Origin of the sequence: Paucibacter sp. PLA-PC-4, assembly GCF_026241155.1 — a bacterium.
Classification (GTDB): Bacteria; Pseudomonadota; Gammaproteobacteria; order Burkholderiales; family Burkholderiaceae_C; genus Roseateles_E.
This window is the reverse complement of sequence record NZ_JAPFGP010000001.1, coordinates 458,990-484,231: the sequence shown is the minus strand read 5'-3', so window position 1 is coordinate 484,231 and position 25,242 is coordinate 458,990. Positions and strand designations below refer to the sequence as shown.

The 25,242-nt window shown below is 66.3% G+C and carries 27 protein-coding genes; 4 read left to right on the top strand and 23 right to left on the bottom strand.

Annotated elements, in window-relative coordinates:
* Positions 1 to 111 precede the first annotated feature (111 nt).
* Both OOZ63_RS02440 and OOZ63_RS02435 read left to right on the top strand, forming a co-directional pair.
* On the top strand, positions 112 to 1,698 hold the full coding sequence (locus OOZ63_RS02440) for an ABC transporter substrate-binding protein (RefSeq protein ID WP_266003690.1): 1,587 nt from the start codon (positions 112 to 114) through the stop codon (positions 1,696 to 1,698).
* A gap of 56 nt (positions 1,699 to 1,754) precedes the next feature.
* Positions 1,755 to 2,171, top strand: coding sequence for a PaaI family thioesterase (locus OOZ63_RS02435; protein ID WP_266003689.1), 417 nt, complete (start codon positions 1,755 to 1,757; stop codon positions 2,169 to 2,171).
* 5 nt (positions 2,172 to 2,176) lie between these two features.
* Here OOZ63_RS02435 and OOZ63_RS02430 read toward each other — a convergent pair whose 3' ends face one another.
* The 21 genes from OOZ63_RS02430 to OOZ63_RS02330 form a co-directional block, all read right to left on the bottom strand.
* On the bottom strand, positions 2,177 to 3,271 hold the full coding sequence (locus OOZ63_RS02430; protein ID WP_266003688.1) for a DUF3616 domain-containing protein: 1,095 nt from the start codon (positions 3,269 to 3,271) through the stop codon (positions 2,177 to 2,179).
* A gap of 62 nt (positions 3,272 to 3,333) precedes the next feature.
* Entirely contained in the window at positions 3,334 to 3,750 is a 417-nt protein-coding gene (locus OOZ63_RS02425; RefSeq protein ID WP_266003687.1) for a hypothetical protein, read from the bottom strand.
* Positions 3,751 to 3,752: 2 nt separating this feature from the next.
* Positions 3,753 to 4,493 (bottom strand): transcriptional regulator NanR, encoded by a 741-nt coding sequence (locus tag OOZ63_RS02420; protein ID WP_266003686.1) that lies wholly within the window; start codon positions 4,491 to 4,493, stop codon positions 3,753 to 3,755.
* Positions 4,490 to 5,848: a 3-oxo-isoapionate kinase OiaK gene (gene oiaK, locus OOZ63_RS02415; RefSeq protein WP_266003685.1), complete on the bottom strand. Its 1,359-nt coding sequence runs from the start codon at positions 5,846 to 5,848 to the stop codon at positions 4,490 to 4,492. The genes OOZ63_RS02420 and oiaK overlap by 4 nt, the downstream gene beginning before the upstream one ends.
* 5 nt (positions 5,849 to 5,853) lie before the next feature.
* Entirely contained in the window at positions 5,854 to 7,098 is a 1,245-nt protein-coding gene (locus OOZ63_RS02410) for a RuBisCO large subunit C-terminal-like domain-containing protein (protein ID WP_266003684.1), read from the bottom strand.
* A 4-nt stretch (positions 7,099 to 7,102) separates the two neighbouring features.
* On the bottom strand, positions 7,103 to 7,873 hold the full coding sequence (locus OOZ63_RS02405; RefSeq protein ID WP_266003683.1) for an SDR family oxidoreductase: 771 nt from the start codon (positions 7,871 to 7,873) through the stop codon (positions 7,103 to 7,105).
* A gap of 12 nt (positions 7,874 to 7,885) precedes the next feature.
* Positions 7,886 to 9,325: an aldehyde dehydrogenase family protein gene (locus OOZ63_RS02400; RefSeq protein ID WP_416234684.1), complete on the bottom strand. Its 1,440-nt coding sequence runs from the start codon at positions 9,323 to 9,325 to the stop codon at positions 7,886 to 7,888.
* 8 nt (positions 9,326 to 9,333) lie between these two features.
* Positions 9,334 to 10,317: a TRAP transporter substrate-binding protein gene (locus OOZ63_RS02395; RefSeq protein WP_266003680.1), complete on the bottom strand. Its 984-nt coding sequence runs from the start codon at positions 10,315 to 10,317 to the stop codon at positions 9,334 to 9,336.
* Between the two features lie 32 nt (positions 10,318 to 10,349).
* A complete protein-coding gene (locus tag OOZ63_RS02390) occupies positions 10,350 to 11,186 on the bottom strand; it encodes a phosphogluconate dehydrogenase C-terminal domain-containing protein (RefSeq protein WP_266003679.1) in 837 nt (278 codons plus the stop codon).
* Between the two features lie 76 nt (positions 11,187 to 11,262).
* Positions 11,263 to 12,588 (bottom strand): TRAP transporter large permease, encoded by a 1,326-nt coding sequence (locus OOZ63_RS02385; protein ID WP_266003678.1) that lies wholly within the window; start codon positions 12,586 to 12,588, stop codon positions 11,263 to 11,265.
* Positions 12,589 to 12,606: 18 nt separating this feature from the next.
* Positions 12,607 to 13,098, bottom strand: a complete 492-nt coding sequence (locus OOZ63_RS02380) for a TRAP transporter small permease (RefSeq protein ID WP_266003677.1) — start codon at positions 13,096 to 13,098, stop codon at positions 12,607 to 12,609.
* A gap of 45 nt (positions 13,099 to 13,143) precedes the next feature.
* Positions 13,144 to 14,115 carry a TRAP transporter substrate-binding protein gene (locus tag OOZ63_RS02375; RefSeq protein ID WP_266003676.1) on the bottom strand — a complete coding sequence of 324 codons (972 nt, stop codon included), beginning with the start codon at positions 14,113 to 14,115 and terminating at the stop codon, positions 13,144 to 13,146.
* A 46-nt stretch (positions 14,116 to 14,161) separates the two neighbouring features.
* Positions 14,162 to 15,154 (bottom strand): D-erythronate dehydrogenase, encoded by a 993-nt coding sequence (gene denD, locus OOZ63_RS02370; protein ID WP_266003675.1) that lies wholly within the window; start codon positions 15,152 to 15,154, stop codon positions 14,162 to 14,164.
* Complete coding sequence (gene otnI / locus OOZ63_RS02365; RefSeq protein ID WP_266003674.1) at positions 15,151 to 15,939, bottom strand: 2-oxo-tetronate isomerase; 789 nt, start codon at positions 15,937 to 15,939, stop codon at positions 15,151 to 15,153. The genes denD and otnI overlap by 4 nt, the downstream gene beginning before the upstream one ends.
* Positions 15,940 to 15,956: 17 nt before the next feature.
* Positions 15,957 to 16,613 (bottom strand): aldolase, encoded by a 657-nt coding sequence (locus OOZ63_RS02360; RefSeq protein WP_266003673.1) that lies wholly within the window; start codon positions 16,611 to 16,613, stop codon positions 15,957 to 15,959.
* Positions 16,614 to 16,615: 2 nt separating this feature from the next.
* Complete coding sequence (gene otnK / locus OOZ63_RS02355) at positions 16,616 to 17,893, bottom strand: 3-oxo-tetronate kinase (protein WP_266003672.1); 1,278 nt, start codon at positions 17,891 to 17,893, stop codon at positions 16,616 to 16,618.
* Positions 17,890 to 18,822, bottom strand: coding sequence for an L-threonate dehydrogenase (ltnD, locus tag OOZ63_RS02350; RefSeq protein WP_266003671.1), 933 nt, complete (start codon positions 18,820 to 18,822; stop codon positions 17,890 to 17,892). The genes otnK and ltnD overlap by 4 nt, the downstream gene beginning before the upstream one ends.
* Entirely contained in the window at positions 18,819 to 19,577 is a 759-nt protein-coding gene (locus tag OOZ63_RS02345; protein WP_266003670.1) for a FadR/GntR family transcriptional regulator, read from the bottom strand. Before OOZ63_RS02345 ends, ltnD begins: the two co-directional genes overlap by 4 nt.
* 107 nt (positions 19,578 to 19,684) lie before the next feature.
* Entirely contained in the window at positions 19,685 to 20,530 is an 846-nt protein-coding gene (locus tag OOZ63_RS02340; RefSeq protein WP_266003669.1) for a PA4780 family RIO1-like protein kinase, read from the bottom strand.
* Positions 20,531 to 20,554: 24 nt separating this feature from the next.
* A complete protein-coding gene (locus OOZ63_RS02335) occupies positions 20,555 to 21,562 on the bottom strand; it encodes a Gfo/Idh/MocA family protein (RefSeq protein ID WP_266003668.1) in 1,008 nt (335 codons plus the stop codon).
* 3 nt (positions 21,563 to 21,565) lie between these two features.
* Positions 21,566 to 21,961, bottom strand: a complete 396-nt coding sequence (locus tag OOZ63_RS02330) for a PPC domain-containing DNA-binding protein (RefSeq protein WP_266003667.1) — start codon at positions 21,959 to 21,961, stop codon at positions 21,566 to 21,568.
* Positions 21,962 to 22,064: 103 nt separating this feature from the next.
* Here OOZ63_RS02330 and OOZ63_RS02325 point away from each other — a divergent pair, with 103 nt between their 5' ends.
* Both OOZ63_RS02325 and OOZ63_RS02320 read left to right on the top strand, forming a co-directional pair.
* Positions 22,065 to 23,324: a sensor histidine kinase gene (locus OOZ63_RS02325; protein WP_266003665.1), complete on the top strand. Its 1,260-nt coding sequence runs from the start codon at positions 22,065 to 22,067 to the stop codon at positions 23,322 to 23,324.
* Positions 23,325 to 23,382: 58 nt separating this feature from the next.
* Positions 23,383 to 23,892, top strand: a complete 510-nt coding sequence (locus OOZ63_RS02320; RefSeq protein ID WP_266003664.1) for an endonuclease V — start codon at positions 23,383 to 23,385, stop codon at positions 23,890 to 23,892.
* Positions 23,893 to 23,963: 71 nt separating this feature from the next.
* On the opposite strand, the gene OOZ63_RS02315 is transcribed toward OOZ63_RS02320, so the two are convergent.
* Together OOZ63_RS02315 and OOZ63_RS02310 are read right to left on the bottom strand one after the other, a co-directional pair.
* Positions 23,964 to 24,503, bottom strand: a complete 540-nt coding sequence (locus tag OOZ63_RS02315) for a hypothetical protein (protein WP_266003663.1) — start codon at positions 24,501 to 24,503, stop codon at positions 23,964 to 23,966.
* Positions 24,504 to 24,610: 107 nt separating this feature from the next.
* Positions 24,611 to 25,078: a hypothetical protein gene (locus tag OOZ63_RS02310; RefSeq protein WP_266003662.1), complete on the bottom strand. Its 468-nt coding sequence runs from the start codon at positions 25,076 to 25,078 to the stop codon at positions 24,611 to 24,613.
* Between the last annotated feature and the right edge of the window lie 164 nt (positions 25,079 to 25,242).

The following is a 25,242-nucleotide window of genomic DNA, read 5'->3' as shown; positions in this document are numbered from 1 at the left end:
AACGCCCCCCGACCCCACTTTGCGCGCTATGCGCATAAGCAAATAGGCATTGCGCGCATGCGGACCGGCCGCTCTGCGTAGACTGGCCGACCAAACCCGAGAGGAGCAGTTTTGTTGTCGACCAAAAAGACCTTGCTGGCACTGAGCCTGCTGAGCGCCGCCCTGTTGTCCCCCGCCCATGCCCAGAGCCTGCGCTGGGCCGGCGCTGGAGATCCGCTGACCCTGGACCCCTACGCCCAGAACGAGTCGCTGACCAATGTGTTCAACGGTCAGGTCTATGAGTTCCTGATCGCCCGCGACAAGCAGCTGAACTTGGTGCCCCAGCTGGCCACGGAATGGAAGCAAAATGGCCCGCTGAAATGGACCTTCAAGCTGCGCCCCGGCGTCAAGTTTCATGATGGCCGGGCACTGACTGCCGACGATGTGGTGTTCTCGCTGGAGCGGGCCAAGCAGCCCAGCTCGCAGATCGCCGTCTATGCCAACGCGCTGGGTACGGCCCGCAAGCTAGACGAGCTGACCGTCGAGTTCAATCTGCCCAAGGTCAACCCGATCTTTCTGGAGCACATCAACACGCTCTACATCATGAGCAAGGGCTGGGCCGAGGCCAACAAGGCCACCAAGACCCAGGACTTCGCCAACAAAGAAGAGAGCTACGCTGCCTTCAACACCAATGGCACCGGTCCCTTCCAACTGGTCAGCCGCGCGCCGGACAACAAGACTGTCTACAAACGCAACTCCGGCTACTGGGGCAAGATCGAGGGAAATGTGCAGGAGATCGTCTACACGCCGATCAAGAGCGACGCGACCCGCACCGCCGCGCTGGTCTCGGGCGAGGTCGATTTCGTGCTCGACCCCTCGCCGCGCGATCTGGAGAAGCTGGCCGTCACACCGGGCGTCAAGGTCATCAACGGCCCCGAAAACCGCATCATCTTCCTCGGCCTGGACCAGGGCCGCGACGAGCTGCTCTACAGCAGCGTCAAAGGCAAGAACCCGCTGAAGGATCAGCGCGTGCGCCGCGCGCTCTACCAGGCCATTGACATCGAGACCATCAAGACCAAGCTGATGAACGGCCAGGCCGCGCCCACCGGCGCCGTCGTGCCCTCGCCGCTGGGCAGCTTCAACGACCCCGAGATCGAGCGTCGCCTACCCTTTGACGCCAATGCCGCGAAGAAGCTGCTGGCCGAGGCCGGCTACCCGCAGGGCTTCGAGGTGCAGCTCGATTGCCCCAACAACCGCTATGTCAACGACGAGCGCATCTGCGTGACCCTGGCCTCGCAATGGGCCAAGATAGGCATCAAGACCAAGGTGCTGGCTCAGCCCAAGGCGCAGTTCTTCAACAAGGTCGAAAAGCTCGACACCTCGATCTATCTGTTCGGCTGGGGCGGTTCGATCACCGACCCCGAGAGCATCTTCACCTCGCATTACCGCAACCGCGGCGAGAAAGGTGTGGGCGAGTACAACCGCGGTAACTTCAAGGACGACGAACTCGACGCGCTGGCCGCCGCCTCCAGCGTCGAGCCCGATGCCGAGAAGCGCAAGGCCCTGATCAAGCAGGTCTTCAAGCGCCAGGCCGAGCAGGTCCACTACATCCCGCTGCACCGGCAGTTCATCCCTTGGGCAGCGCGCAGCAATGTCACGGTGGTGCACCGCCCCGACAACTGGCTGGAAGTGCGCTGGGTGACGATAGGCGCCAAGTGAGACGACCGGGCGGGCGGCACAATGACGGCTCCGAACGCCGACAGGATCACTCTCCGATGACGCCCACCCCCGAGCATTTCAACCAACGCGGCGAAGGCAAGCTGCCCGGCCATCTGGGCATCGTGATCACTTCGGTCGCGCCGGGCGCGGTCAGCGCCGAGCTGGCCGTAAGCCCGCACCTGATGGCCCCCAACGGCTATTTGCATGCGGGCAGCCTCGTCACCTTGGCCGATACCGCCTGCGGCTATGGCTGCATCGCCAGCCTACCCGAGGGCGCACAAAACTTCACGACCGTCGAGCTGAAGTCCAACCATCTGGGCACGGCCCGCGAGGGCATGCTGGACTGTCAAGCCAGCGGTGTGCACCTGGGCCGCACAACCCAGGTCTGGGATGCAGTCGTCAAGCACCGCGACAGCGGCAAGACCCTGGCGATCTTCCGCTGCACGCAGATGATTCTCTACCCCAAGACCTGAGCCACTCAGGCGCACCGCAGCAGGTCGCCGAACACCGTCAGCTCGCCGTCGCGGCGGTCGTCGCCCGGCGCGTCGTAGAGCACCAGCCAGTCAGCACTCTTGCCGTCCAGCAGCTCGGGCGGCAGCGCGCACAGCGCTTCGGCGCGGTTACAGCCCTGGCCATGGGGCAAGGTGAAGACTTCGCTCACCGCGGCCGCCTCGAAGCGCACCGGTGAACTGTTGGCCGCCAGCGCGGCGCGCGCGCCCGGCCACCGGAACAGGCGGATCTCCCCGTCGAGCACCATCGTAGGCCCGGCAAGGATGTAGAGATCATCGCCGCGCAAATGCAGATCGCGCACGCCTAGCCCCTGCAACTGCAGAAAGTGCTTGCGGTACAGACTGCCCGCGCCGTCCAGCGCCACGAGCCGCAGTTGCTCGCCACGCGCCTCGACCTCGATTTCCAGTAGCGCCGACCAACCACGCAGTACCGGGCCGCGCAGGCCTAGCAGCAGGCGCTTGCCGGCAATCGCCAGCCCTTCGATATCGAAGCCGTTGTCCTTGCCCGGGATGGCCATGAAGGGGCCGATATGCGGGTCTTCGGCCAGCAGCCGGCTCAGCTGGTTGCCCTCGGCATCGCCCTTCAGGCGCTGTGCGCGGCGGCCGTCGCGGGCCTGGCGCACCAGGCAAGGCGAGCCATCGGCACCGACTTCGATAGGCACGCAGGCCAGCAGACACCGGTTGCCGTCGAGCGACAGCTTGGCCAGGCGCTTGGCATTCTCGGCATCATCGCGCCCGGTCTTGATGTTCTTACGCTTGAGCCCGTGCGAGCCAACCAGCCAGAGCCAGTCGTCAACCACGGCCAGGCCCTCCAGATCGGCCTCCTCGTCGGCGGCGCCGGGCAGGTCCAGCAAGTCGGCCAACGCAAAGTCACATGCCTCGCCGAAGCGCAACCGCTCGGCCCCGGCCGGATCGAGCCGACGCAGCCGGTCGACACCACAGGCCTCATCGCCGGCCACCCACAGAAAATCACCACTAAAGGCCGCACCCGAAAGATTGGTATGGACCAGGGAGGCCGAGGCGAATTCCAGACGAACGGCGTTGGCACTGCGGGATTGGGGCATGACGAAGCTCCAGAAAACGAGGCCACCATCATGCAACAGGCCCGGACGCGGGCCGCGAGCTTTCAGCGCAGGATCAGCGCGAGGCTGGCCAGCAGCAGTAGCGCGTGTGGAAAGGCCACGGTCGGCTTGCAGGCGCTGCGCGCATAGCCGGCCAGCAGGGCCAGCCCGCCGGGACGGGAGGCGGCCCATTCGCTGTGCAGCTGAAAAGCGGCCAGGTCTTGCCGATCCGACGCGGCGGCCGACAGCAGGCCTTGTTCGATGCGCAGCAAGCGCGCGCCGATTCGCGCCTGGTAAGTCTTCAGCACGGCCTCCTGCACCCACAGCAGCAGCGCCACCAGGCCCAGCCAATGCGGGCCGAGTCGCCAGGCCAGGCCAAGCGCGAACAGCGTGACGCCGGCCAGCTTGATCAGCAGCGCGCCGCGCTCATATTGCTCGTGCTGCTGTTGCAGCAGGGTCCATTCTTGTTGCAGCGGCGACATGCTTATCGCTCCGGCTTGCTCGCTGCCGCCGTTGCGCCAAGCTGGCGATACAGCGCATTGGCCCGCGTCAGGTGCTCGCGCATCGCTTGCTCGGCGGCGGCCGGTTGGCGGGCCGCAATCGCCTCGACGATGCGCCGGTGCTCGCTCAAGGTCAGCTCCTCGGCGCCAGGCGCGCGCACCAGGGGCTGGTAGTACTCGCTGGCCCAGCCGAACAAGGCCTCGACGATCGCTGGGAAGATCGGGTTGCCGCTGATGCGGGCGATCTCGCGATGAAAAGCCATATCGAACTCAAGAAACTTGCCAAGATTGGCCATCGAGGCGCGGTGCTCGTCCAGGCGCTGACGCAGCCGCACAATGTCGTCCTCGGTCGCCCGCTCGGCTGCCAGGCGGGCCATGCCGGTCTCCAGAAAGATGCGCGCCTCCTTCAAATGCTCCAGACTGTCCGGCTGCATATGCAGCAGGTGACGGGCGCCACCTGCGATCTGCTCAATGAGGCTGCCGGCCGTCGGCACGACCACCCGGGCGCGCTCGCCATGGCTGATCTCGACAATGCCCGAGCGCTCCAGCGCCTGGAGGGCCTCACGCACCGCCGGCCGGCCCACACCATAGAACTCCATCAATTCGCGCTCGGCCGGCAGCTGCGAACCCGGCGCGATCTCGCCACTGCGGATGCGGTCCATCAGGCGGTCCAGAACCTCCTGGTAGAGCTTGCGGCGATGGATGGGGGATTCGGCGGCTGTCATGGCGCGGCGGAAGTTAACACATGCGTGCTCTTGCCCTGGCGCACATCGGCGAAGAATTCGGCGCCGCCCATCTGGCCGCCTTTAAGCACGATCTCCAGCCCGTCGCGGGCCGCGTGATCGGACCAAGCGCGACACAACGGCGCGCCAGGGGCAAGACCTGCCGCAACACTCAGCGCCGCAATGTCCAATGCGCTGGTCACTGCACCCGAGCTATCGCCGCCGGCTACCGCGATGCGCGTCAGGCCAGGCGCGCGCTCAAGCAGGAGGCGCATCAGCTCGGCCAAACCGCGGCCGACCTGCTCCGCGGCGGCGGCGTCGAATGCGAGCACGGCCGGATCGTCCGGCCCGGCTGCCGTGTAGACCAGCGGGCTCTGCCCCTCGGCCAGCGCCTTGAGCGCGGCCTGCACCGCACGCTCGATCTCGGCCTCCGGCGACGCCAGCAGGCGCGGCAGATCCAACCGCTCGCAGCCAAAGCCCTGCTGAGCGGCCCGCGCGATCTGGGCAGCGGTAACCGGCGAGCAGCTGCCGCTAACCACGGCGATGCGATCCACCGGTGCAGCCACCTGAAGCCCTGGCTGGGCCGGCAGCAGACCCTCGCGGCGCCAGTGCGCGGCCAGCGCGTACTGAAGGCCCGAGGACGAGGCACTGAAAAGACCCCCGCCGCGTTGCTGCCAGATCAGCCGACCGGCCTCGGCCAGGGTCTCCTCGTCCAGCACATCGATCAGCACGACCGGCACATCCTCGCCCAGCAGGCGCTGCAAATCTGCACCCTGGCGCAGCCGCACCATATCGACCAGCTCAATGCGTCGGGGCGTCTGCGCGCGCAGATGCCGGCGCAGATCGGACTCGGCCATCGGCGTGACCGGATGGCGCGACATGGTCGGGTGGCGATCCAGACGATGGCCAACTCCATTGACGCTGGCAAACAGATGGCCGAAGACCTGATAGCGCGCCAGGCGCGGTGCGCCGACCACCATCGGCGACCAGCGGCCTCGGGACATCAGCGGGACGCCGAGATCGATCGCGCGGCCTATCGAGCCGACGGCGGGCGAGGAGTCGAACGTCGAGCAGATCTTGTACTGCAGCAGCGGCGCACCAAGCGCGGCCAGGCTTGCGAAAGCAGCCGGCAGATGGGCATCCATCCAGGCTGGGCTGCGTCCGCGCGACTGGCCGGCCAGGCCCACGCAGCGCAGGCCCGGGAAGCGCTGCAGCCACTCGGGCGTTGGTGGACGCAGAAACAGCAACGTAGGCACACCGGAGGCCGTGAAGGCCTCCATCACATCCGTGGAGCCGGTGAAGTCGTCGCCGTAGTAGCTCAGCAGCAGCCCCGGGGGCCAGGTCTTGCCTGCATCCATCACGCTCACCAGAAGCCCAGCGCCTCGCGCAGTTCGGCGTGCTTGCGGGCATGGTGCTGCAAGGGCGCGCCTGCCATCGCCGCAGCCCAGGCTTGGCGCAGCGCGGTGACGCCAGCCGCGATGCCGCCTGGGTGGCCGAAGATGCCGCCACCGGCGGCGTGGATCAGATCGGCGCAGCCGAGCGCTGCATAAGTGCCCGGCGCCTGCAGGCCAGTCTGGCCTGAGCTGAAGACCGGCATCGCCGCCATCGGCGCCTGCTCGAACAGCGGTTTGAGCACCGCACGCGCCGCCGCGATCACACTGTCGTCGGGCTCGCTGAACTTGTTGGCAAGGCCGTTAACATGCAGATGGTCGGCGCCGGCCAGGCGCTGGATCTGCTGCCAAGGCGCATAGTCCCAGCCCAGCGTCGGGCAGCGGCTCAGCCAGCCCCAGCCGGCGCGGTGGCCGTGGATCGGCAACTGGGCATGGCGGCGCAACTCGGTCAGGCCGACCAGGCCCACCGCATTGAGACTGACCATCACGCAAGTGCCGCCGAGCGCCTGTACGAGATCGTGGCGGCGCCGCATCTGGTCCAGATCGCCGGTCAGATTGAAAGCCACCATGGGCTTGCGGCCGAGCCGGTCGGCGGCCGCATTGACGACTGCCATCACCGCGCGCACCCGCTCGTCGAAGGGGCAATGCGGGCCATCGGCCTGCAACTCGTCGTCCTTGATGAAGTCGATGCCGCCGGCCAGCAGCTGGCGCACCTGCTCGGCCGTCTCGTCGGGGTTCAGGCCCACGCTGGGCTTGATGATGGTACCGATCAGAGGTCCGGCGGGCACACCGGCCAGCGCCCGCGTGCCTGAGATGCCGAATGCCGGGCCGGCATAGGCGGCCGCGAAGGCCGCTGGCAATCGCAGATCGGTGATGCGCAGACCCGAGACCTGGCGCAACTCGAACAGATTGCCCGCAATCGTCGCGATCAGATTCGGCAGCGAGGGGCCAAGGTTCTCCAGCGGCCAGGACAGTTCCAGCTTGCAGCGGGTGTAGCACTTGCTCGGCATGCCGCCGGGCAGGCTGGGCTGATCGCTGCTGTCTATAACCTCCAGCGTCTCGACCCGCGCTCCAGCACGAGCCTTCAGCTCTGGTGTCTCGGCCGCCAGCGTGAGGAAAGTGCCGCTGGACTGCTCGCCGGCGATGACCTCAGCCGCGCGGCGCGGATCATCGCCCGTCTCGAGCCAGTAGCTGGCGTGGATGCGTTCGCCGCTCATGGCTTCAGATGCAGCGACCGCCGTCGACTTCGAGGGCGACGCCTGTGATGAACTCGGCATCATCGCTGGCCAGGAAGGCCGTCGCCTTGGCGATATCCAGCGGGGTCGACAGTCGGCCCATCGGGATCGTCGCGACGATCTTGGCGCGGGTGGCCTCGCTGTCGTCGCCGGGCAGAAAGTCCTGGATCAGCCCGGTGGCCCCCATCACCGGGTTGATCGCGCAAACCCGGATGCCCTCGGGCGCCAGCTCGATGGCCATACCCTTGGTCAGGGTGATGGCCGCGCCCTTGGTGCCGCTGTACCAGGACAGGCCCGGCCGCGGGCGCAGGCCCGCGGTCGACGCGATATTGATGATGACGCCGCTGCGCTGCTTTTTGAACAGCGGCACCGTGTGGATAGCGCCGAGGTAGATGCTCTTGACATTTGTCGCGTACACACGATCAAAGGTCGCCTCGTCGACTTCGAGCATCGGCTGGTTCTTGTGCGTCGTGCCGGCGTTGTTGATCAGGATGTCGACGCGGCCGTACTGCTCAACCGTGGCGGCCACCATCGCGGCGACCGATTCATTCTTCGTCACATCGGCGTGCACCGGAAAAGCCTGGCCGCCGGCTGCCTCGATATCGCCGGCCACCTTTTCTGCCGCGTCAAAGCGCCAGTCAGCCACGACCACCTTGGCGCCCAGCTCGGCGAATAGCTTGGCAATGCCCTCACCGAAGCCGCTGCCGGCCCCGGTCACGATGGCCACGCGATCCTGTAGTTTCTTGGTCTCGCTCATCTCGTCGTCTCCTCAGCCGTGTTGGATGGCAATGGTCTTGATGGTGGTGAAGCTGCGCAGGCCCTCGAAGGCCTTCTCTCGGCCATAGCCCGAGTGCTTCATGCCGCCAAAGGGCAGCTCGATGCCACCGCCGGCGCCGTAGTTGTTGATGAAGACCTGGCCAGCCTCGATGCGATGCGCGGCGCGCAGTTGGCGGGCGCCGTCGCGGGTCCAGACAGCGGCGGTCAGGCCGAAGGGCGTGCCGTTGGCCAAGTCAATCGCCTCGTCCTCGCTGTCGAAGGCAAACGCCGCCAGCACCGGACCGAAAACCTCCATCTGCGCGACCTGGTGGTCGCTGGGCACGGCATCCAGCAGCATAGGCGGGAAGTAGAAACCGCTGGCCGGCGCATCGGCGGCCAGCTTGGCGCGGGCCACGAGCTTGATGCCATCGGCCAGCGCCGCATCGATCATCGTGGACACGCGGTCCAGCTGTCGGCGGTTGATCAGCGGGCCGCAGTCGGGGCCGGTCTTACCGGCGCCGGTCGTCAGGACGTCGAAGCGAGCCTTCAGCCGCGCGATCACCGTGTTGTAGATGCTGCGCTCGATCAGTACGCGACTGCCGGCCGCGCAGGTCTGACCGGCGTTCTGCACGATGGCATTGACAAGCACCGGCAAGGCCTGGTCCAGGTCGGCATCGGCGAACAGGATCTGTGGCGACTTGCCACCCAGCTCCAGCGTGACTGGCACATGATTGACAGCGGCAGCCTGGGCCACGGCGGTGCCGGTCTGTGGCGAGCCGGTGAAGGAGATGTGGTTGATACCGGGGTGGGCGGCCAGCGCGGCGCCGGCTTCGCTGCCCAGACCGCAGACGATATTCAAGGCGCCGGCCGGCAGGCCGGCCTCCAGCGCCAGCGCGGAAATGCGCAGCGGGCTTAGGCAGGCGTCTTCGGCCGGCTTGACGACGCAGGCATTGCCGGCCGCCAGCGCGCCGCCGACCGATCGGCCGAAGATTTGCGCCGGGTAATTCCAGGGGATGATGTGGCCGGTCACGCCATGCGGCACGCGCAGTGCGATCACGGTGCTGCCGGCCGCATAGGGAATGCTCTCGCCATGCAATTTATCTGCCGCGCCGCCGTAGTATTCGAAGTAGCGCGCGCAGGCCGTGATGTCGGCCCTGGCCTGCTGGATGGGCTTGCCGGTGTCGGCGCACTCCAGCAGCGACAACTCCTCATGGTGCTGCAAGATCAGCGCGGACAGCTTGCTCAGGATGCGGCCGCGCTCGGTGGCTGTGCAGCGGCCCCAGGCGCCGTGGAAGGCGGCGCGGGCGGCCTGCACCGCAGCATCGATATCGCGCGAATCGCTGCGCGGCAGGCTGGTGAAGACCTGGCCGTCGGACGGGTCCAGCACGTCGAGCGTGCGGCCCGAAACGGCGGCGCCATGCTCGCCGGCGATCAAATTGAGCTGGGGCTTCAGCGCCATCATCAGCGCACCGCTTGAATGGCTGCGATCTTGTCGGCACCGAACTCTTTCGCGAAGGCCGCATAGGCCGGTGCAACCGCCTTGCGGAAGCTCTCGCCATCGACCTTCTCGATCACCTGCATGCCGTCCTTGCGGAGCTGGGCAATGCCCGTAGCCTCGTCCTCGTTGACCTTCTTGCGCTGCGCGACTGCGCCCTTTTGCGCAGCCTCGACAAAGACCTTTTTGTCGGCCTCGGAGAGTTTGTTCCAGACATTGGGCGACACGATGATCACGGCTGGCGAATAGACATGGCCGGTCAGCGACAGGTATTTCTGCACCTGAGCAAACTTAGCTGAAAGGATGACCGGAATCGGGTTCTCCTGCCCGTCGACCGTGCCCTGCTGCAGCGCGGTGAACAGTTCCGGAAAGGCCATCGGCGTGGGTAGCAGACCGAAGGTCTTGTAGCCGTCCATATGGACCTTGTTCTCCATCGTGCGAACCTTCAGGCCAGCCGCGTCGCCTGCAGTCATGATGGGGCGTTTGTTATTGGTCATGTGGCGGAAGCCGTTCTCGGTCCAGGCAAGGCCGATCAGGCCCTTGGCCTGCATCTTCTTCAGGAGGTCCTGCCCAATGGGGCCGTCCATCGTGTGGCGCGCATGCTCGTAGTCGCGAAACAAAAAGGGAATGTCAACGATCTTGGTCTCGGGCACGAAGTTGCCGAGTGCGCCGGTGGAGGCATTGACCAGATCCTGCGTGCCCAGCTGCACCGCCTCGATCTGCTCGCGCTCGCCCCCCAGTGCCGAGTTCGGGAACTGCTGGCATTTGTAGCGGCCCTGCGTGCCCTTCTCGACCTCGTCGCAGAAGGCCACCGAACCGACCCAGTAATGTGAGTCCTTGGCCGGCGTGTAGCCGATCTTGAGCACGGTTTGTGCACCGGCCGTGCCCGTGATCAGGGCAATGGCCGCCAGCAAGGTGGCACGGCTGAGTCGGTGTTGCTTTGTTTGCATGGCTGTCTCCGTTATGTGGGGGCGTGGCGTCGTTAAGTGATGCGCTGGATGCTGTCGGCGATTTCGGGGCGATCGAACACGCCCTTCCAGTCATCGCGCATCAGGCGCGGCTTGCCGAAGGCAATGGCCTTGTTGCAGGCATCGGAGAACTGGCCCGGGATCTCCTTGAAGATCACCGCCGCAAGAATCGTCATATGCCCCAAGAGGAAGTCGCGCGCCGCCTCGGCCGGCACGCCGCGCCTGACCACCTCGTCCATGCCCTCGCGCATCACGTCGAGCAGGGTCGCGCAGACGGTTTCGGACAGGCCCGGCTCCAGCAGCGCCATCTGCTCAACGGTCAACCGGTAGGAACGCAGGATCGGCGCGTAGATGGTCTTGGCAATGTCTTCGCCCAACGCGAAGTCGCCGTCGGTGCCCTGCATCAGCGCGCTGACCACCGACTGCTTGGCATGCAGGCCGCCGAAGAAATCGCGCCGGCCCTCGGGCGTGCTCTCGTCGTTGAAGATCGGCGGGTGGCAAGGGTGGGCGACGAAATAGACCAGGTCAGGCCGCTCGGGCAGATGGCCGGCGAAGGGCGCGGCCGCGTCCAGCGTCATCACCATCGTGCCGGGTCTCAGCAGCGGCGCGATCTCGTGCGAGAGCTTGCCGATCAAGGTATCGGGCACGGCCAAGATCACGACCTCGGCACCGTCCAGCGCAGCCTCGGCCGAGACGCAGTCGATACCCAGCTCATCCTTGAGCCGCTGCCGGCCGCCGGCGCCGGGCTCGACATGGCGCACCTCGTAAGGCGAGCCGATCAGATTGCGGCTCAGACGGTAGCCCATCTTGCCGCCGGCGCCGAACAGCGCGATCGAGGTGCCAGTACTCATCTCATCTCTCCAGGCTTGTACTGGCCTAATGGTATGATGAGTACATCATCACAATACTATGACAAACCCTTGCTAGCTACTGCGGTCCGATGGCCGGTGCGGGCTGCGGAGCGACGACCGCCGTCGGCGCATAGACCAGATCGCGAAGTGCCAGGCTGATCGGCGGCAAGTAGGTGATCAGCATCAGGCAGCCAATCACGACCAGCACAAAAGGCAGCAGGTACTTGACGATGCGATCCAGCGAAATCCTGGCCACCGTGCACGCCGCGAACAGATTGACGCCGAAAGGCGGCGTGATCATGCCAAGCGCCAGATTGACGACCATGATCATCCCGAAGTGCACCGGGTCCACGCCAAAGTGCACGGCCACCGGCACCAGGATGGGCGCCAGCACGATGATCGCGGCCGAGGTTTCGATGAACATGCCGATAACGAACAGCGCTGCGTTGACGCCCAAGAGGAACCACATCGGCGACTGCAGCACCTCGGTCAGCCAGGTGCCCAGCGCCTCGGGGATGCCGGCGCGCGTGACCAGATAGGCGAACAGGCCGGCGTTGGCGATGATGAACATGATCACCGCGCTGGAAATCACCGACTTGCGGAACACCGGAATCAGGTCCTTCAAACTGAGCTCGCGATGAATCAGCAGGCCGACGATCAGCGCATAGAACACCGCCACCACCGAGGCCTCGGTGGGCGTGAAGATGCCACCATAGATTCCGCCCAGGATGATGACCGGCATCAAAAGCGCCCAGCCGGCCTGCAAGGTCGCCGCTGCGACCCCCAATCGGCCATCGCCGTCCTGCAGGCCCCAGCCCTTCCAGCGGCAATACAAATGAACGAACAGCATCAGCACGCCGCCGATCAGGAGGCCCGGGCCGATGCCGGCGATGAAGAGCTCGCCGATCGAGACCTCGGCCGATACACCGAACAGGATCATCGGAATCGATGGCGGGATGATGACGCCCAGCTCGGCCGAAGTGGCCTGCAGCGCTGCCGCGTACTCGCGCGGATAGCCATGCTTGATCAGCGCCGGGATCAGGATGGCGCCGATAGCGAAGGTGGTGGCCACCGAGGAGCCCGACACCGCCGCGAAGATCATGCAGGTCAGCACGCAAGTCATTGGCAGGCCGCCCTGCACGCCGCCCACCAGCGATTTGGCGAACTCGACCAGGCGGCGCGAGATGCCGCCGTTCTCCATCAGATTGCCGGCCAGGATGAAGAAGGGAACGGCTGCCAGCGGGAACTTGTCAATCGCGGTGAACATCTCCTTCGGCGCCAGCACGAGCTTGTCGGGATCGAACAGCGCGATGCCCAGCATCGCCGAGCCGCCGATGGCGACCGCAATGGAGATGCTGAAGGCAAAGGCCAGCAGCATCGTGATCATCAGAGTCAGGGACATGATGCGGGACCTGTTGTCTTATTGAGCCAATTCCAGCTCTTCATTGATCGGATCCAGGTGCTGGGCCAGCACCGCGATGATGGCCAGCGCGGCGCCCACCGGCAACGCCGCATAGGCCCAGGCCATCGATATCTCCATGCTGGCAAAGGTCTGGAAGCGCACGCGCCAGGCCAGGTCGATCCCGAACCACAGCAGCACCCCCAGAAAGGTCAGCGAACTGACGGTGATTACCGTGCGCACGACTTGCCGCCAGGCCCCTTTGCTCAGGCGCAGCATCAGGTCCACCGACACCAGCGCACCGCGCCGGAAAGCCACAACCACGCCCAGCATCACGCACCAGATCAAGAGCCGACGCATGGCCTCCTCGGTCCAGGTCGAGGGCTGGGACAGCACAAAACGCGACACCACCTGCCACATCCCCAGGCAGCTGATCACGGCGAGCAGCACACAGGCCACATGCAGGGACAGATTGCTCAGCCGGCGGTCCACCGCCAACAAGATTTCACGCATCACGACTCCTGGTGCGCGCCCGCCAGGGCGCGCCGGGCTGAGGATTTACTTGACGGCCTGAATGGCGGCGATCTTGTCGGCGCCAAACTCCTTGGCGAAGCCGGCATAGGCCGGGGCCACCGCCTTGCGGAAGCTGTCGCCATCCACCTTTTCGACCACCTGCATGCCATCCTTCTTCAGCTGGGCGATGCCGCTGTTCTCGTCGTCATTGACCTTTTTGCGCTGCGCCGCAGCGCCCTTGGCGGCCGCTTCCACGAAGACCTTCTTGTCAGCGTCGTTGAGCTTGTTCCAGACCATCGGCGACAGCAGCAGCACGGCCGGCGAGTAGACGTGGCCGGTAAGCGATAGATGCTTTTGCACCTGCGAGAACTTGGACGACAGGATCACCGGGATAGGGTTCTCCTGGCCGTCGACCGTGCCCTGCTGCAGCGCGGTGAACAGCTCCGGGAAGGGCATGGGCGTGGGCAGTAGGCCGAAGGTCTTGTAGCCCTCCATATGCACCTTGTTCTCCATCGTGCGCAGCTTCAGGCCGGCGGCGTCGCTGGCCTGCACGATGGCGCGCTTGCTATTGGTCATATGGCGGAAGCCGTTCTCGGTCCATGCCAGGCCGATCAAGCCCTTGCCCTGCAGCTTCTTCAGCACGTCCTGGCCGATGGGACCATCCATCGTGTGGCGCGCATGGTTGTAATCGCGGAACAGGAAGGGGATGTCGAAGATCTTGGCCTCGGGCAGAAAGTTTCCCAGCGGGCCGGTCGAGGTGTTGGTCAGATCCTGGGTGCCAAGCTGCACCGCCTCGATCTGCTCGCGCTCGCCGCCCAGCGCCGAGCTGGGGAACTGCTGGCATTTGTAGCGGCCTTGCGTGCCCCTCTCGATCTCGTCGCAGAAGGCGGTCGAGCCGACGCCGTAATGCGATTCCTTGCTGGTTGCGTAACCGATCTTCAGAACGGTCTGGGCCGAGGCGGCGCCAGTCAAAGCGATGAGGGCCAGGGCGGCCAGTTGGGTTGCGTTCTTTGTCATGGTTTGTCTCCTGTTTTTCTGTAGCAAAGGGTTGAAGAAATGGAAGTCAGCGCCGCAGCGGCACGCCGACACTGGCGGGGTTGTCCTGCAGGTACTGCCTGACGACGCTGAGGAAATCTCTGTCGGGCTTGAGTCCCAGGCGCGTCTGGCGCTGCGACTCAAAGCGGGCCGGCCAGCCGCCCACCATGCGGGCCACTCCGGCATCGGCTTGGAAGCTGACCCGGGCCACGGCCTCTGGCCCGGCCACTTCGGCCAGCGCATTCAGCATCTGCTGCACGGTGACGGTCAGCGCCGGCAGGTTCAGCGCTGTGCGGCCGCCGAAGTCCTCGCGGCTGGCTTCATAGACCCGGATCAGCCCGTCAATGGTGGTGGCTGGCGAAGCCAGCGCAATCGCCGTGTCCGCAGCCACCGGGCAGACCGCGTCCAGGCCCGCCAGCGGCTCGCGGATGATGGCCGATAGAAAGCCCGAAGCCGCGCCATTGGGCCTGCCCGGCCGCACCGACACCGTCATCAACCGCGCCGTGCGGCCATCGATATAGCCCTTACGGCTGTAGTCGGCCACCAGCTGCTCACAGATGAACTTGTGGATGCCGTAAGAGGACTGCGGCGTCGGCAGCGTGTCGTCGCGCACCACGGCCGGCAGCGGCAGTGCCGGGTCAGAACCGAACACTGCAACCGAGCTGGCGAACACCAGGCGCGCCGGCCGTGGGGCGGCTCGCAGTGCGTCGAGCAGGGCCCGGGTCGTGTCGAGATTGGAGCGTAGGCCCAACTCGAAATCGGCCTCGCATTCGGCCGACACGGCTGAGGCCAGATGGAAGACGCCGTCGAAGCCTTCGGCACCCAGCGCCGCGCATTGATCGAGCAATGCACCGGTCCGCGCCTGAACGCGCGCATCGGCCAGCAGATGGACCGGCGGGGGGAACAAATCGGCCAGCACCAGCGTGCTGATGGGCTGGCCGGCCAAGCTGCCGCGCGCCAGCAGCGTGCGCGCCAGCCGCGCACCAAGGAAGCCTGCACCACCGGTGATCAAAAGCTTCATGATTGGGAGTCCTTGTAGGGCGAAAACCAGCCCAAGCCCGCCGTCGTGCCAGCCCGCGGACGGTACTCGGCACCGACATGGCCGGCGTAGCCCAGCTCGTCGAGCAGCGCGAAAAGATAGGAATAGTTCAGCTCGCCGAGATCAGGCTCGTGCCTAGACGGCACTCCGGCGATCTGGAGATGCCCCACCGCGCCGCCAGGCACCAAGTAGCGCCGCAGCTTCGTCGCGAGATCTCCCTCGACGATCTGGCAGTGGTAGAGGTCCATCTGCACCTTCAGATTCGGCGCGCCGATCTCGGCGATCAGCGCATGGGCCTCATCCTGAAGGTTCAGCAAGTAACCGGGGATGTCACGGGTATTGATCGGCTCGATCAGCACATCGAGACCTTGCGCGCTCGCCTGCCCGGCCGCCCAGGCCAGATTGGCCACATAGGTCTCACGAACGGCACCGGCCGAGCGCAGCCCGGCCATCACATGGATGCGCGGGCAGGCCAAGGCCTCGGCATAGGGCAGTGCCTGTTCGACAAAGCCGCGCCGAAATTCCTCCTCGCGGCCGGGTAGCGCCGCGATGCCGCGCTCACCGGCCTCGAAGTCGCCCGGCGGTGCGTTAAACAGCACCTGGCGCAAGCCCGCATCGCGCAGCCGCGCGGCCAGCTCGGCCCGCTCGAAGGCGTAGGGAAACAGATACTCGACCGCCGTAAAGCCATCGCGCGCGGCCGCCGCAAAGCGATCGAGAAAATCATGCTCCGTGTACATCATCGACAGATTGGCGGCGAAACGGGGCATGTACTTTTCCTTCTTGTTTACCAGCGCGCGCCGAAATGCTGGCGCAGCTCGTCGATCTGCTGATCGCTCAGCGGTGCGGGCTTAGGATGGCTCATCAACCACAGCCGGGCGGTCTCTTCCAGCTCTTCGAGCACCGCCATCGCGTTGGCGGGCGAGTCGTGCCAGACATTGGGGCCAAGCCGTTCCATCAGCAGCGCGCGAATTGCTGTGCCGCTGCGCTGGGCCTGCAGGATCGCGGCGGCCGCGGCCGCGGCCGCGGCCGGATCGCCGGGACGGTGGTAGCGGATCAGCGGCACATGGCCGACCTTCATCACGTAATAAGGCGTGATCGGCGGCAGAACATCCTGCACGCTCCAGACGCCGGCCAGGCTCAGGGCCACCAGATGGGTGCTGTGCGTGTGGATCACGCAACGTGCCTGCGGCTCGGCGTCATAGATGCGCCGGTGCAGGGCCAGGGTCTTGCTGGCGCGCGCGCCGGACAGCTGCTGCCCATCCAGCCCCACCAGGGCCAGGTCTTGCGGGTTCAGGAAGCCGAGGCAGGCATCGGTGGGCGTGATCAGAAAGCCCTGCTCATCGGGTAGGCGCACGCTGATATTGCCGGCCGTCGCATGCACATAGCCGCGCTCGAACAGCGAAGCGCCCACCCGACAGATCTCGGTGCGCAAAGTGTCCATCGTCAATCCACCATGCCCAGTGCTTTGGCGAAAAAATCGACGCCGCCGAAGTTGCCGGACTTCAGCGCCAGCAACAGCGCCCGGCCCTCGGCCTGAGTCCAGGGCACGCCCGGATCAATCGTTGCGCCGATGCGCAGCGAGCGTACGCCCAGAGCCTGCACCACCGCGCCGGAGGTCTCGCCGCCGGCCACCACCAGGCGGCGCACGCCGCCACGCTCGACCAGCCCCTGCGCGATCCGGGCCAGGCAGTGTTCGACCAGCTGACCTGCCCGCTCCACACCCAAGGCCTCTTGCACCCCCTTCACATCGGCGGGCGACGCCGTCGCATAGATCAGCACCGGATCGGGCTGCAGCCCCGCCCAGGCCAGCGCCTGCTCGGCCAGTGGCTCGCCGGCGGCCAGCGCCAAGGCGTCGATCTGAAAGCCCGGGCGGCCGTCACCGAGCCAGTGTTGCACCTGGGCATTGGTCGCTGCGGAGCAGGAGCCCGACAACACCGCCGCCGCGCCGCCCACCGCGGGCAACACGGCCGCACCCGCATCGGGCTTGAGCCAGCCGCGAGCGGCATAGACCTCGGGCAGGCCCAGCGCAACGCCGGAGCCGGCGGTGATCAGCGGCAAATCGGCGCAGGCCTGGGCCAGCACGCGCAGACCCTCGTTGCCGATCGCATCGGCGACAGCCAGGCGCACGCCCTCACCGCGCAGCGCTGCGATACGCTCGCGCGTCACGGCAACGCCCTGGGCGATGCTGTCGTAGCGCAGCAGGCCCACGCGGGATCCGGGTGCCTGCGACTGCAACACTCGCACGAGATTCGCATCCCGCATCGGCGTCAGCGGGTGATCGCGCATCGAGGATTCGCTGAGCAGTTGGTCGCCCACGAAGAGATGGCCACGGAACACCGTACGTCCATTCTCCGGGAATGCCGGGCAGGCAATCGCGAAGTCCGTGCCTAGCGCCGCCATCAGCGCCTCGGCCACCGGGCCGATATTGCCGGCGGCGGTGGAGTCGAAGGTGGAGCAATATTTGAAATAGAACTGGCGCGCCCCGGCCGCCTTCAGCCAGCGCAACGCCGCCAGCGACTCGGCCACCGCCTCGGCGGCTGGTGTCGTGCGCGACTTCAGAGCCACGACCACGGCATCGGCTGACGGCACGGCATCGCCCTCCCCCGGCACACCGATCAGCTGCAGCGTGCGCATGCCGGCGCTCACCAGCATGCTGGCCACATCGGTCGCGCCGGTGAAGTCGTCGGCGATCACGCCGAGCACGATGGGCGTACGGCTCATGGGCTCGCCTTCGGCAGCTCGATGTCGGCAAGCTCGGCATAGAACTTGATCACCGCCGCATCGTCCTCGGCGCCATGGCCGGCAGCCGCCGTGGCCAGATAGAGCTGGTGGGCCTGGGCAGCCAGCGGCAACGGGAAGTGCAGCTTGCGGGCCGCATCCAGCACAATGCCCAGATCCTTGATGAAGATATTGACGGCCGACAGCGGTCGGTAGTCACCGTCGAGGATGTGAGGCACGCGGTTCTGGAACATCCAGCTACTGCCGGCCGAGTTGCAGATCACCTCATAGAGCTGGCGCGGATCGGCGCCGGCCCGCATGCCCAACGCCATCGCCTCGCAGGCCGCCGCGATATGCACGCCGGCCAGATGCTGGTTGACCATCTTGACGGTGGAGCCGACGCCGGCCTTGTCGCCGAGCCGGTAGACCTTGCCGGCAATCGCGTCCAGCGTCGCCCCAGCCGCTGCGAAGGCCTCGGGCTTGCCCGAAGCCATCACCGTCATCTGGCCGTCGGCTGCCTTCTTGGCGCCACCAGAGACCGGGCCGTCGATCAGCCACAAGCCGCGTTCGGCCAGCCGCGCCTCCCACAGCGGCGGCAGGGTCGGATCGACCGTGGCAGAGCTCACGACTACCGAGCCCGGTTTCAGCAGCTCCCAAAGCCCCTTGTCCGCCCCCTGGCCGAAGAGCAGCTGCTCGGTCTGCGCCGCGCTGACCACCAGCACCACGACCACATCACAGTGCTCGGCCAGTTCGGCCAACGACTCGGTGGCCGCGCCGCCTTCGGCCGCGAAACGCTCGCGGGCTGCGGCGGTCAGGTCCAGGCCCCAGGTCGGCACGCCACGCCTGAGTGCAGACACGGCCGCGCCGAAGCCCATCGAGCCCAGACCGATCACGCCCAGGGTCTTTGCACCTGCTGTCTGTGCTGCTGTCATGTGCGTGCCTTTGTTGTCTTGCCCGTCTTCAGCACACCGGCAATCTCGAGCCGCCGCGCCGCCTGTTCCATATGGCCGATGGCCACGCGCCGCGCCGTCAGCGCGTCGCGCGCCGCGATCGCCTCGACCAGGGCGCGGTGCTCCTGGCGCACCGCGTCGGCAAAGCCGCGATGGCGCGCCTCGTTGCCACGGGTGACCCGCATCGCCTCGCGCAGATACTGCTCCAGAAAACCCAGCAGGCGGCCAAACTGCGGATTGCCCGAGGCCTCGGCGATCGCTCGATGAAGGGCCAGGTCTTGATCGACGCCGTCGCCACCAGCAGCCACCGCCACTTCGATGGCCTGCAAAGCCTTGCGTATCGCCGCGATCTGAGCCCGTGAGGCCCGCTCGGCCGCCAGCGCCGCGATCTCGCCCTCCAGCGCACGCCGTACCTCGACGATCTGCGCCACCGCCTGCAGCGACTCCAGCACCGTCGGATCAAAGGCCAGCGGTTTGTTGGCGGCCGGCGGCGCGACATAGACGCCCGAGCCCTGGCGCGAGATCAAGAGACCCTGCGATTTCAGCTGATGCACCGCCTCGCGCACCACGGTGCGCGACACGCCATGCAGCTCGCTGAGCTGCTGCTCGGTCGGCAGCCGGGCGCCCGGCGCCAAGGTGCCGGACTCGATCTGGCCGGCCAGCAGAGCGGCCAGCCGGTCCGACAAGCGGCTGGCCTGCAGCAGTGGCGCACTGTGCGCTGCGGCGCTCAGTGACACGATGAGGAGAAACTGAAATTCATCAGGTCATCCTACAACTTTGCCTCAAAGAGTTTAGCCAGGGCATACCCTGGTCGCACAGCGGGCCCGCTGCAGCGCCGCCCCCTTCAGCCCATCTGCATCCTCAGCCGCCGCGCCGCCTCTTCGTCGCGCGCGTCGTCGATCTCGCGCAGCACCGCGCCGAGGTCCACCTCCGCGTGCTGGCGCTCGAAGCGACCGCTCAGCGGGCTCTCGGGCGTCAGCGCGCCACGCTGGAACAGGGCCCAGATCTCGGGGCCGTAGTCGGTACGCAAGAGCGCCGGCGCGAAGCGGCCGAAGAAATCGCGCAGATTGCCGACATCGCGCAACAGCATGCGCATCGCATGATTGTTGCCGGCAGCGTCGACCGCCTGTGGAAGGTCGATGATGACCGGGCCGTCGGCCGCCAAGAGGATGTTGAACTCGGACAGATCGCCGTGCACGACGCCGGCGCAGAGCATGCGCACGACCTCGCTAATGAGGCTGGCGTGATGGGCCAGGGCCTCCTCGGCCGTGAACAGCACATCGTTCAGCCGCGGTGCGGCGTCACCGTCGACATCGGTGACCAGCTCCATCAGTAGCACGCCCTCATGGAAGTTGTAGGGCCGGGGCACACGCACGCCCGCACCGGCCAGGCGGTAGAGCGCATCAACCTCGGCGCTCTGCCATGCCGCCTCGGTGGCCTGGCGCCCAAAGCGCGTGCCCTTGGCCATCGCGCGGGCCTGGCGGCTGTTCTTGACTTTGCGGTTCTCGGTGTAGTCGACGGCCTGGCGGAAGCTGCGTTCGGTGGCCTCCTTGTAGACCTTGGCGCAGCGGATCTCGTCGCCGCAGCGCACGACATAGACGGTCGCTTCCTTGCCGCTCATCAGTTGGCGCTGCACCGCATCGATCAGCCCCTCATCGATCAGGGCCTGCAGTCTCTTGGGTGCTTTCATCAACGCATTGTCGCCGCAAGGCACTCACTCGAAGGGATAGCGCACGCCCAGCTGGCGCCGGATCTCATCCATCCAGCCCAGAGTCGCCAGACTTTCGGCATGCGGCATCAGCGGGCTCTCGACCAAGCCGGCGCGGATGCAGCGCATCGCCTCCTCAATCTCGCCCTCGAACCCGTTGATACGAAACGGCGCAGCCACGGTCTGCGAAAGCTCGCCGTGCAGCTGCAGCCGCGCCTCGGTGGCCTGCCAGAAGTTATGCGGCAGCGTGATGCTGCCGCGCGTGCCCAGGATGTGCAGCGCGTTGTCGGAACTGCCATCGATGCCGCAGATGAATTGCGAGACCAGATCGCCGCGGAAGCCCAGCGTCGCGTTGACGCGCTGATCGACACCGGTCGGCGCCAGCACGCCCTCGGCGCGCAACGTCAGCAGCTCCGGGCAGGTACCCAGCGCCTGCTGCAGCACCCAGCGCGTCACCGTGAGGTTGTAGATGCCGATATCCAGCAGCGCGCCGCCAGCCAGGGCGGGGTCGAACAGGCGGCTGTCGGGATGATAGAGGGCGGGGAAGCAGAAGCTGGACTGGAGACCGCGCAGCTCACCGATCGCTTGTTGCTCGCGCAGCCAGCCCTGCAGGACGTCGGTGTAGACCGGCAGGAAGCGGGTCCAGACCGCCTCCATCAGGAACAGGCAGCGCTCGCGCGCCAGCGCTACCAGCGGCTCAGCCTGGGCAAGACTTGGCACCAGCGGCTTCTCGCAGAGCACCGGCTTGCCGGCCTCCAGGCAGGCACGCACGATCTCACCGTGCTCGGAGTGCGGTGTGGCTACATAGACGCCGTCCACCGCCGGATCAGCCAGCAGCGCGGCCAGATCGGTAGTAGAGCGGGAGGCGGCAAACTCCTTGGCAAAAGCCTGGGCGCGGTCCGCATCGCGGCCCAGTACGCTGTGCAAGCGAGTGCCGCTCAACTGCCGTACGGCGGAGGCAAAACGGCGGGCAATCTTGCCTGGACCGACCAGGGCCCATGCGAATTCGGTCATGTGTTAACGAGGATGGATGCTCAACTCAGCATAGCCGGTGGCGGCGTCGGGCTCGCGGCGTAGCTGCCAGTCGGGCAGCAGGACCAGCAGCACTTCGGCCGTCGTGTGGATGATGCAGCCCGGCGCCACATGGCCGCCCAGTACCCGGCCCTCGCGGTCCGACACGCTGATATGCAAATGCGAACCATTGGCCGCGAGGCTGCCGGCCAGGGTCAGGATCTCGACATCATCCGTCAACTCGATGATCTGCTCGGCGCCCGCTAGGCGCAGCCGCGCGGGCTTGAGACTGCCGATGCCGCTCAGAACAAAGGCGGCATTGCCGCACTGGCCGGCCAGACGCGCCTCCAGCGCGACTCGCAAATCGTCGCCGGGCAGCAGGCGTAGCGGCAGTGTCTTCATGGCCTCCAGCTTAAGGCAAACCGCCCACCCCCTGGCAACTGCGCTTGCCTTGCCGCCGCGTCGGGCGCATAAAGCAGTTTGACGTCGATCAAGGGAGCTCCCAATGAGCCAAAGCCTGTTGCAATGGACCGCCAGTCAGGGGTTCCTGCCCCACGGCGTCTGCTTTCAGTGGAGTCCGGACCTGCTCGGGCTGATGGTGGGCGCGGACGCGGTGACGGCGCTGGCCTATTTCTCGATCCCTCTGGCGCTGATGGTCTTCGTCAAGCGGCGCAGCGATCTGAAGTTCAACTGGATCTTCGTGCTCTTCTCGTCCTTCATCTTCTTGTGCGGCAGCACCCACTTGGTGGACATCCTGACGATCTGGACACCGGCCTACTGGCTGCAGGGCTATGTGAAGGCCGCCACCGCCGCGGTCTCGCTGGTCACCGCGATCGGCCTGTGGTGGCTGATGCCGCGGGCGCTGCGCCTGCCCAGTACTGAGATGCTGGAGAGGATGGTCGATCGGTTGGCGCGCGAGGTAGCCGAGCGGCGCGCCGCCGAGGCCCGGCTGGAGCAGCTCAGCCAAGAGCTGGAGGCGCGCGTGCTGGAGCGCACCCTTCAGCTGGAGCTGGAGACCACCGAGCGACTGCGCCTTCAAGACGCCGACCGCGCCCGCGAGGCCGCCGAGCAGGCCAACCGCGCGAAGAGCGAGTTCCTGTCTCGCATGAGCCATGAGTTGCGCACGCCGCTGAACGCTGTGCTGGGCTTTGCCCAGCTGATGGGCAACCAGGCCGAGGCCTTGTCGGCCAAGCAACTGGAGTGGCTGCAGCACATCGAGACCGCTGGCTGGCATCTGCTGCGCCTGGTCGATGATGTGCTGGACATCGCCCGCATCGAGAGCGGTGTGATGCGCATCGAGCGCGAGCCGGTCAATCTGCAGACCGTGCTGCAGGACTGCCGTGACATGGTGTCGCAGTCGGCCGAGGCGCGCCAGGTCAGCCTGGACCTGGCGACCGAGAACGGCCACCATATCGTCGTCTCGGATGGCAAGCGCCTGCGCCAGGTCTTGTCGAACCTGCTCAGCAATGCGATCAAGTACAACCGCCCTGGCGGCCATGTCCGGGCTCGGCTGTCGCTGCGCCAGGATCAGCTGCATATCGAGGTGGAGGACACTGGTGTCGGACTGACGGCCGCTCAGCAAGCCCAGTTGTTCCAGCCCTTCAACCGTCTGGGCCGTGAACGGGATGGCCATGTCCAGGGCACGGGCCTGGGCCTGGTCATCGTCAAGCAGATGATCGACGCGTTGCGCGGCCATATCCAAGTGCGAAGCCGGCCCGATGTCGGTACGACCTTTGTCGTCGAGTGGCCAGTGGCACGGGCCTGAGTCCCAAGGCGCGCGACAATGCCTCCGGCCCGAGGACAAGGACGAGCGAAGCTGAGCAATGAAACTGGCGATGGATGTTCACCACCACAACGAGGGCGGCGCCACCGCCGCTGCAGTGGCTTTCGACGCCTGGGACGCGTTTGAGCCGCTGCGCACCTTCAGCACCCGCATCGCTCATGTAGAGCCCAAGCCTCGCGGCGGGCAGCTCGATCTGCGAGATCTGCCCTGCATGCTGCAGTTGCTGCGCGAGCACGCACTGGCGCCCGAGCTGATCGTGATCAACGGCGCCGTCCATCTCGACGCGCAGGAATCCCCGGGCCTGGGCCAGCATCTGTTCCATGCGCTGGGTGGCCAGATCGCCATCGTCGGCATCTCCAAGACCGCCGTGCCCGGCCTGCCCGCGCAGTTTGAGCTGATCAGGGAGGAAGAGACCCGCCCGCTGATCATCAGCAGCGCCGGCATCGACCTCGGTGCCGCCAAGGCTCGGGTGCGCGGTATGCATGGCAAGCGCCGCGTACCGACCTTGATGAAGCTGGTGGCTCGGCTGGCGAAGAACTGCACCGACTGACTCGCGGCGCGGGACGGCATCGGTCTGTCAATCCATCGCCCATCCGCTCAATCGCTCATTCCTTGCCTCGATCACTCGGCCGGCGCCTCGTACTTCTCTCCATTAGGCAGTTCGCCGCTTCGGATGAAGCGCACGAAGGCACTGCCGAGCTGCTGTGTCTCTGCCTCGAACAACTCAGCGACCAGCGGATGTGCAAAGCCGCGCTTAACGTAGAGCTGCCAGGCTCGCCCATCGTCCGTCGAGCTGGCGATCACGCCCTGGGTGGCGAAGAAGGCCTCCTCGTAGACATTCAGCCGGAACAGCACATAAGCCCGCAGCGCGTAGTAGTCCTCGTTACGCTCGACCTCGGTCGAATCGAAGAAAGGCTGGCTCCGGAACGCCTGATCAAAAAAGGCCTTGGCGACCTTGGGATACTGGACACCGAGCTTGTTGAGCTCCAGCAGCCTGTCATGCAGCTTGCCGACCAAGGTGCGTACGTAGTACCAGCGTGCCACCAGCAAGGCCAAAAAGGCCACGCTCGCTCCCAGGGCCGTGGCGATAGGCCCGGCCAGCGAAGCCGCTTGCGCGCAAGCGTCTAGGGTGGCGGCTACATTGGCTGAGGTGCTTGCCATCATTGCTCCGATCGGTGGGGCCAGCAGCCAGACCGCCGCCGCAAAGCCGCAGTGTAGGCAAGCGAGCCCGGGACTCTGCATGTCGCCGCGGGCGAACCGGCAGTGGCTCAGAGCGCGATCTCGACGCTGTCGATCTTCCAGCCGCCGCCTTCCTTGACCATCTTGACCTTCTGCCGCTGCTGCGCTGATGCAGCCCGGGCCTTGGCGCAGCTCTCGGTCACCGAATACTCCAGATAGGCCGCTTCCTCGCGCGCCACCAGCCGCTGTGCCGCCAGGCTCAAGACCTGGCATTTGGCCAGCTCCCTGGAGAACTGCAGATAGATCGCGATTACCTCGTCGCGCGACTTGTTCATCTGCCTCATCTGCTGCGGTATTTTCGCCTCCACCTCGGTCCGCTTGCGCGTCGAGTAGTAGGCCGCATCGTCAGCAAAACTAATGCCGCGCGCCACCCGGGCGTTGTACTCCGCATAGACATCAGCCGGTGACTTTTCGGCGGCACCTGCGCTCAGCGGCGCAAGCGCCAGCGCCAGCGCCAGCGCCAGCCCTAACGATCCAGGCCCATTCCCCTTCGCCATCTCGGTTCTCCCTTCCCGCGCCCGTGACATGAGCGCCGCAACGGTACCAAAAATTGGGCCGAGCGGGCCGAGCGGGCAGAGCGGGCTGTCACGGCGCACCTTCAGTGCTTTGGCGCTTCGGGAACGCGGGGCCGGGACAGCAGCCAACTGGAGTCAGCGAGACT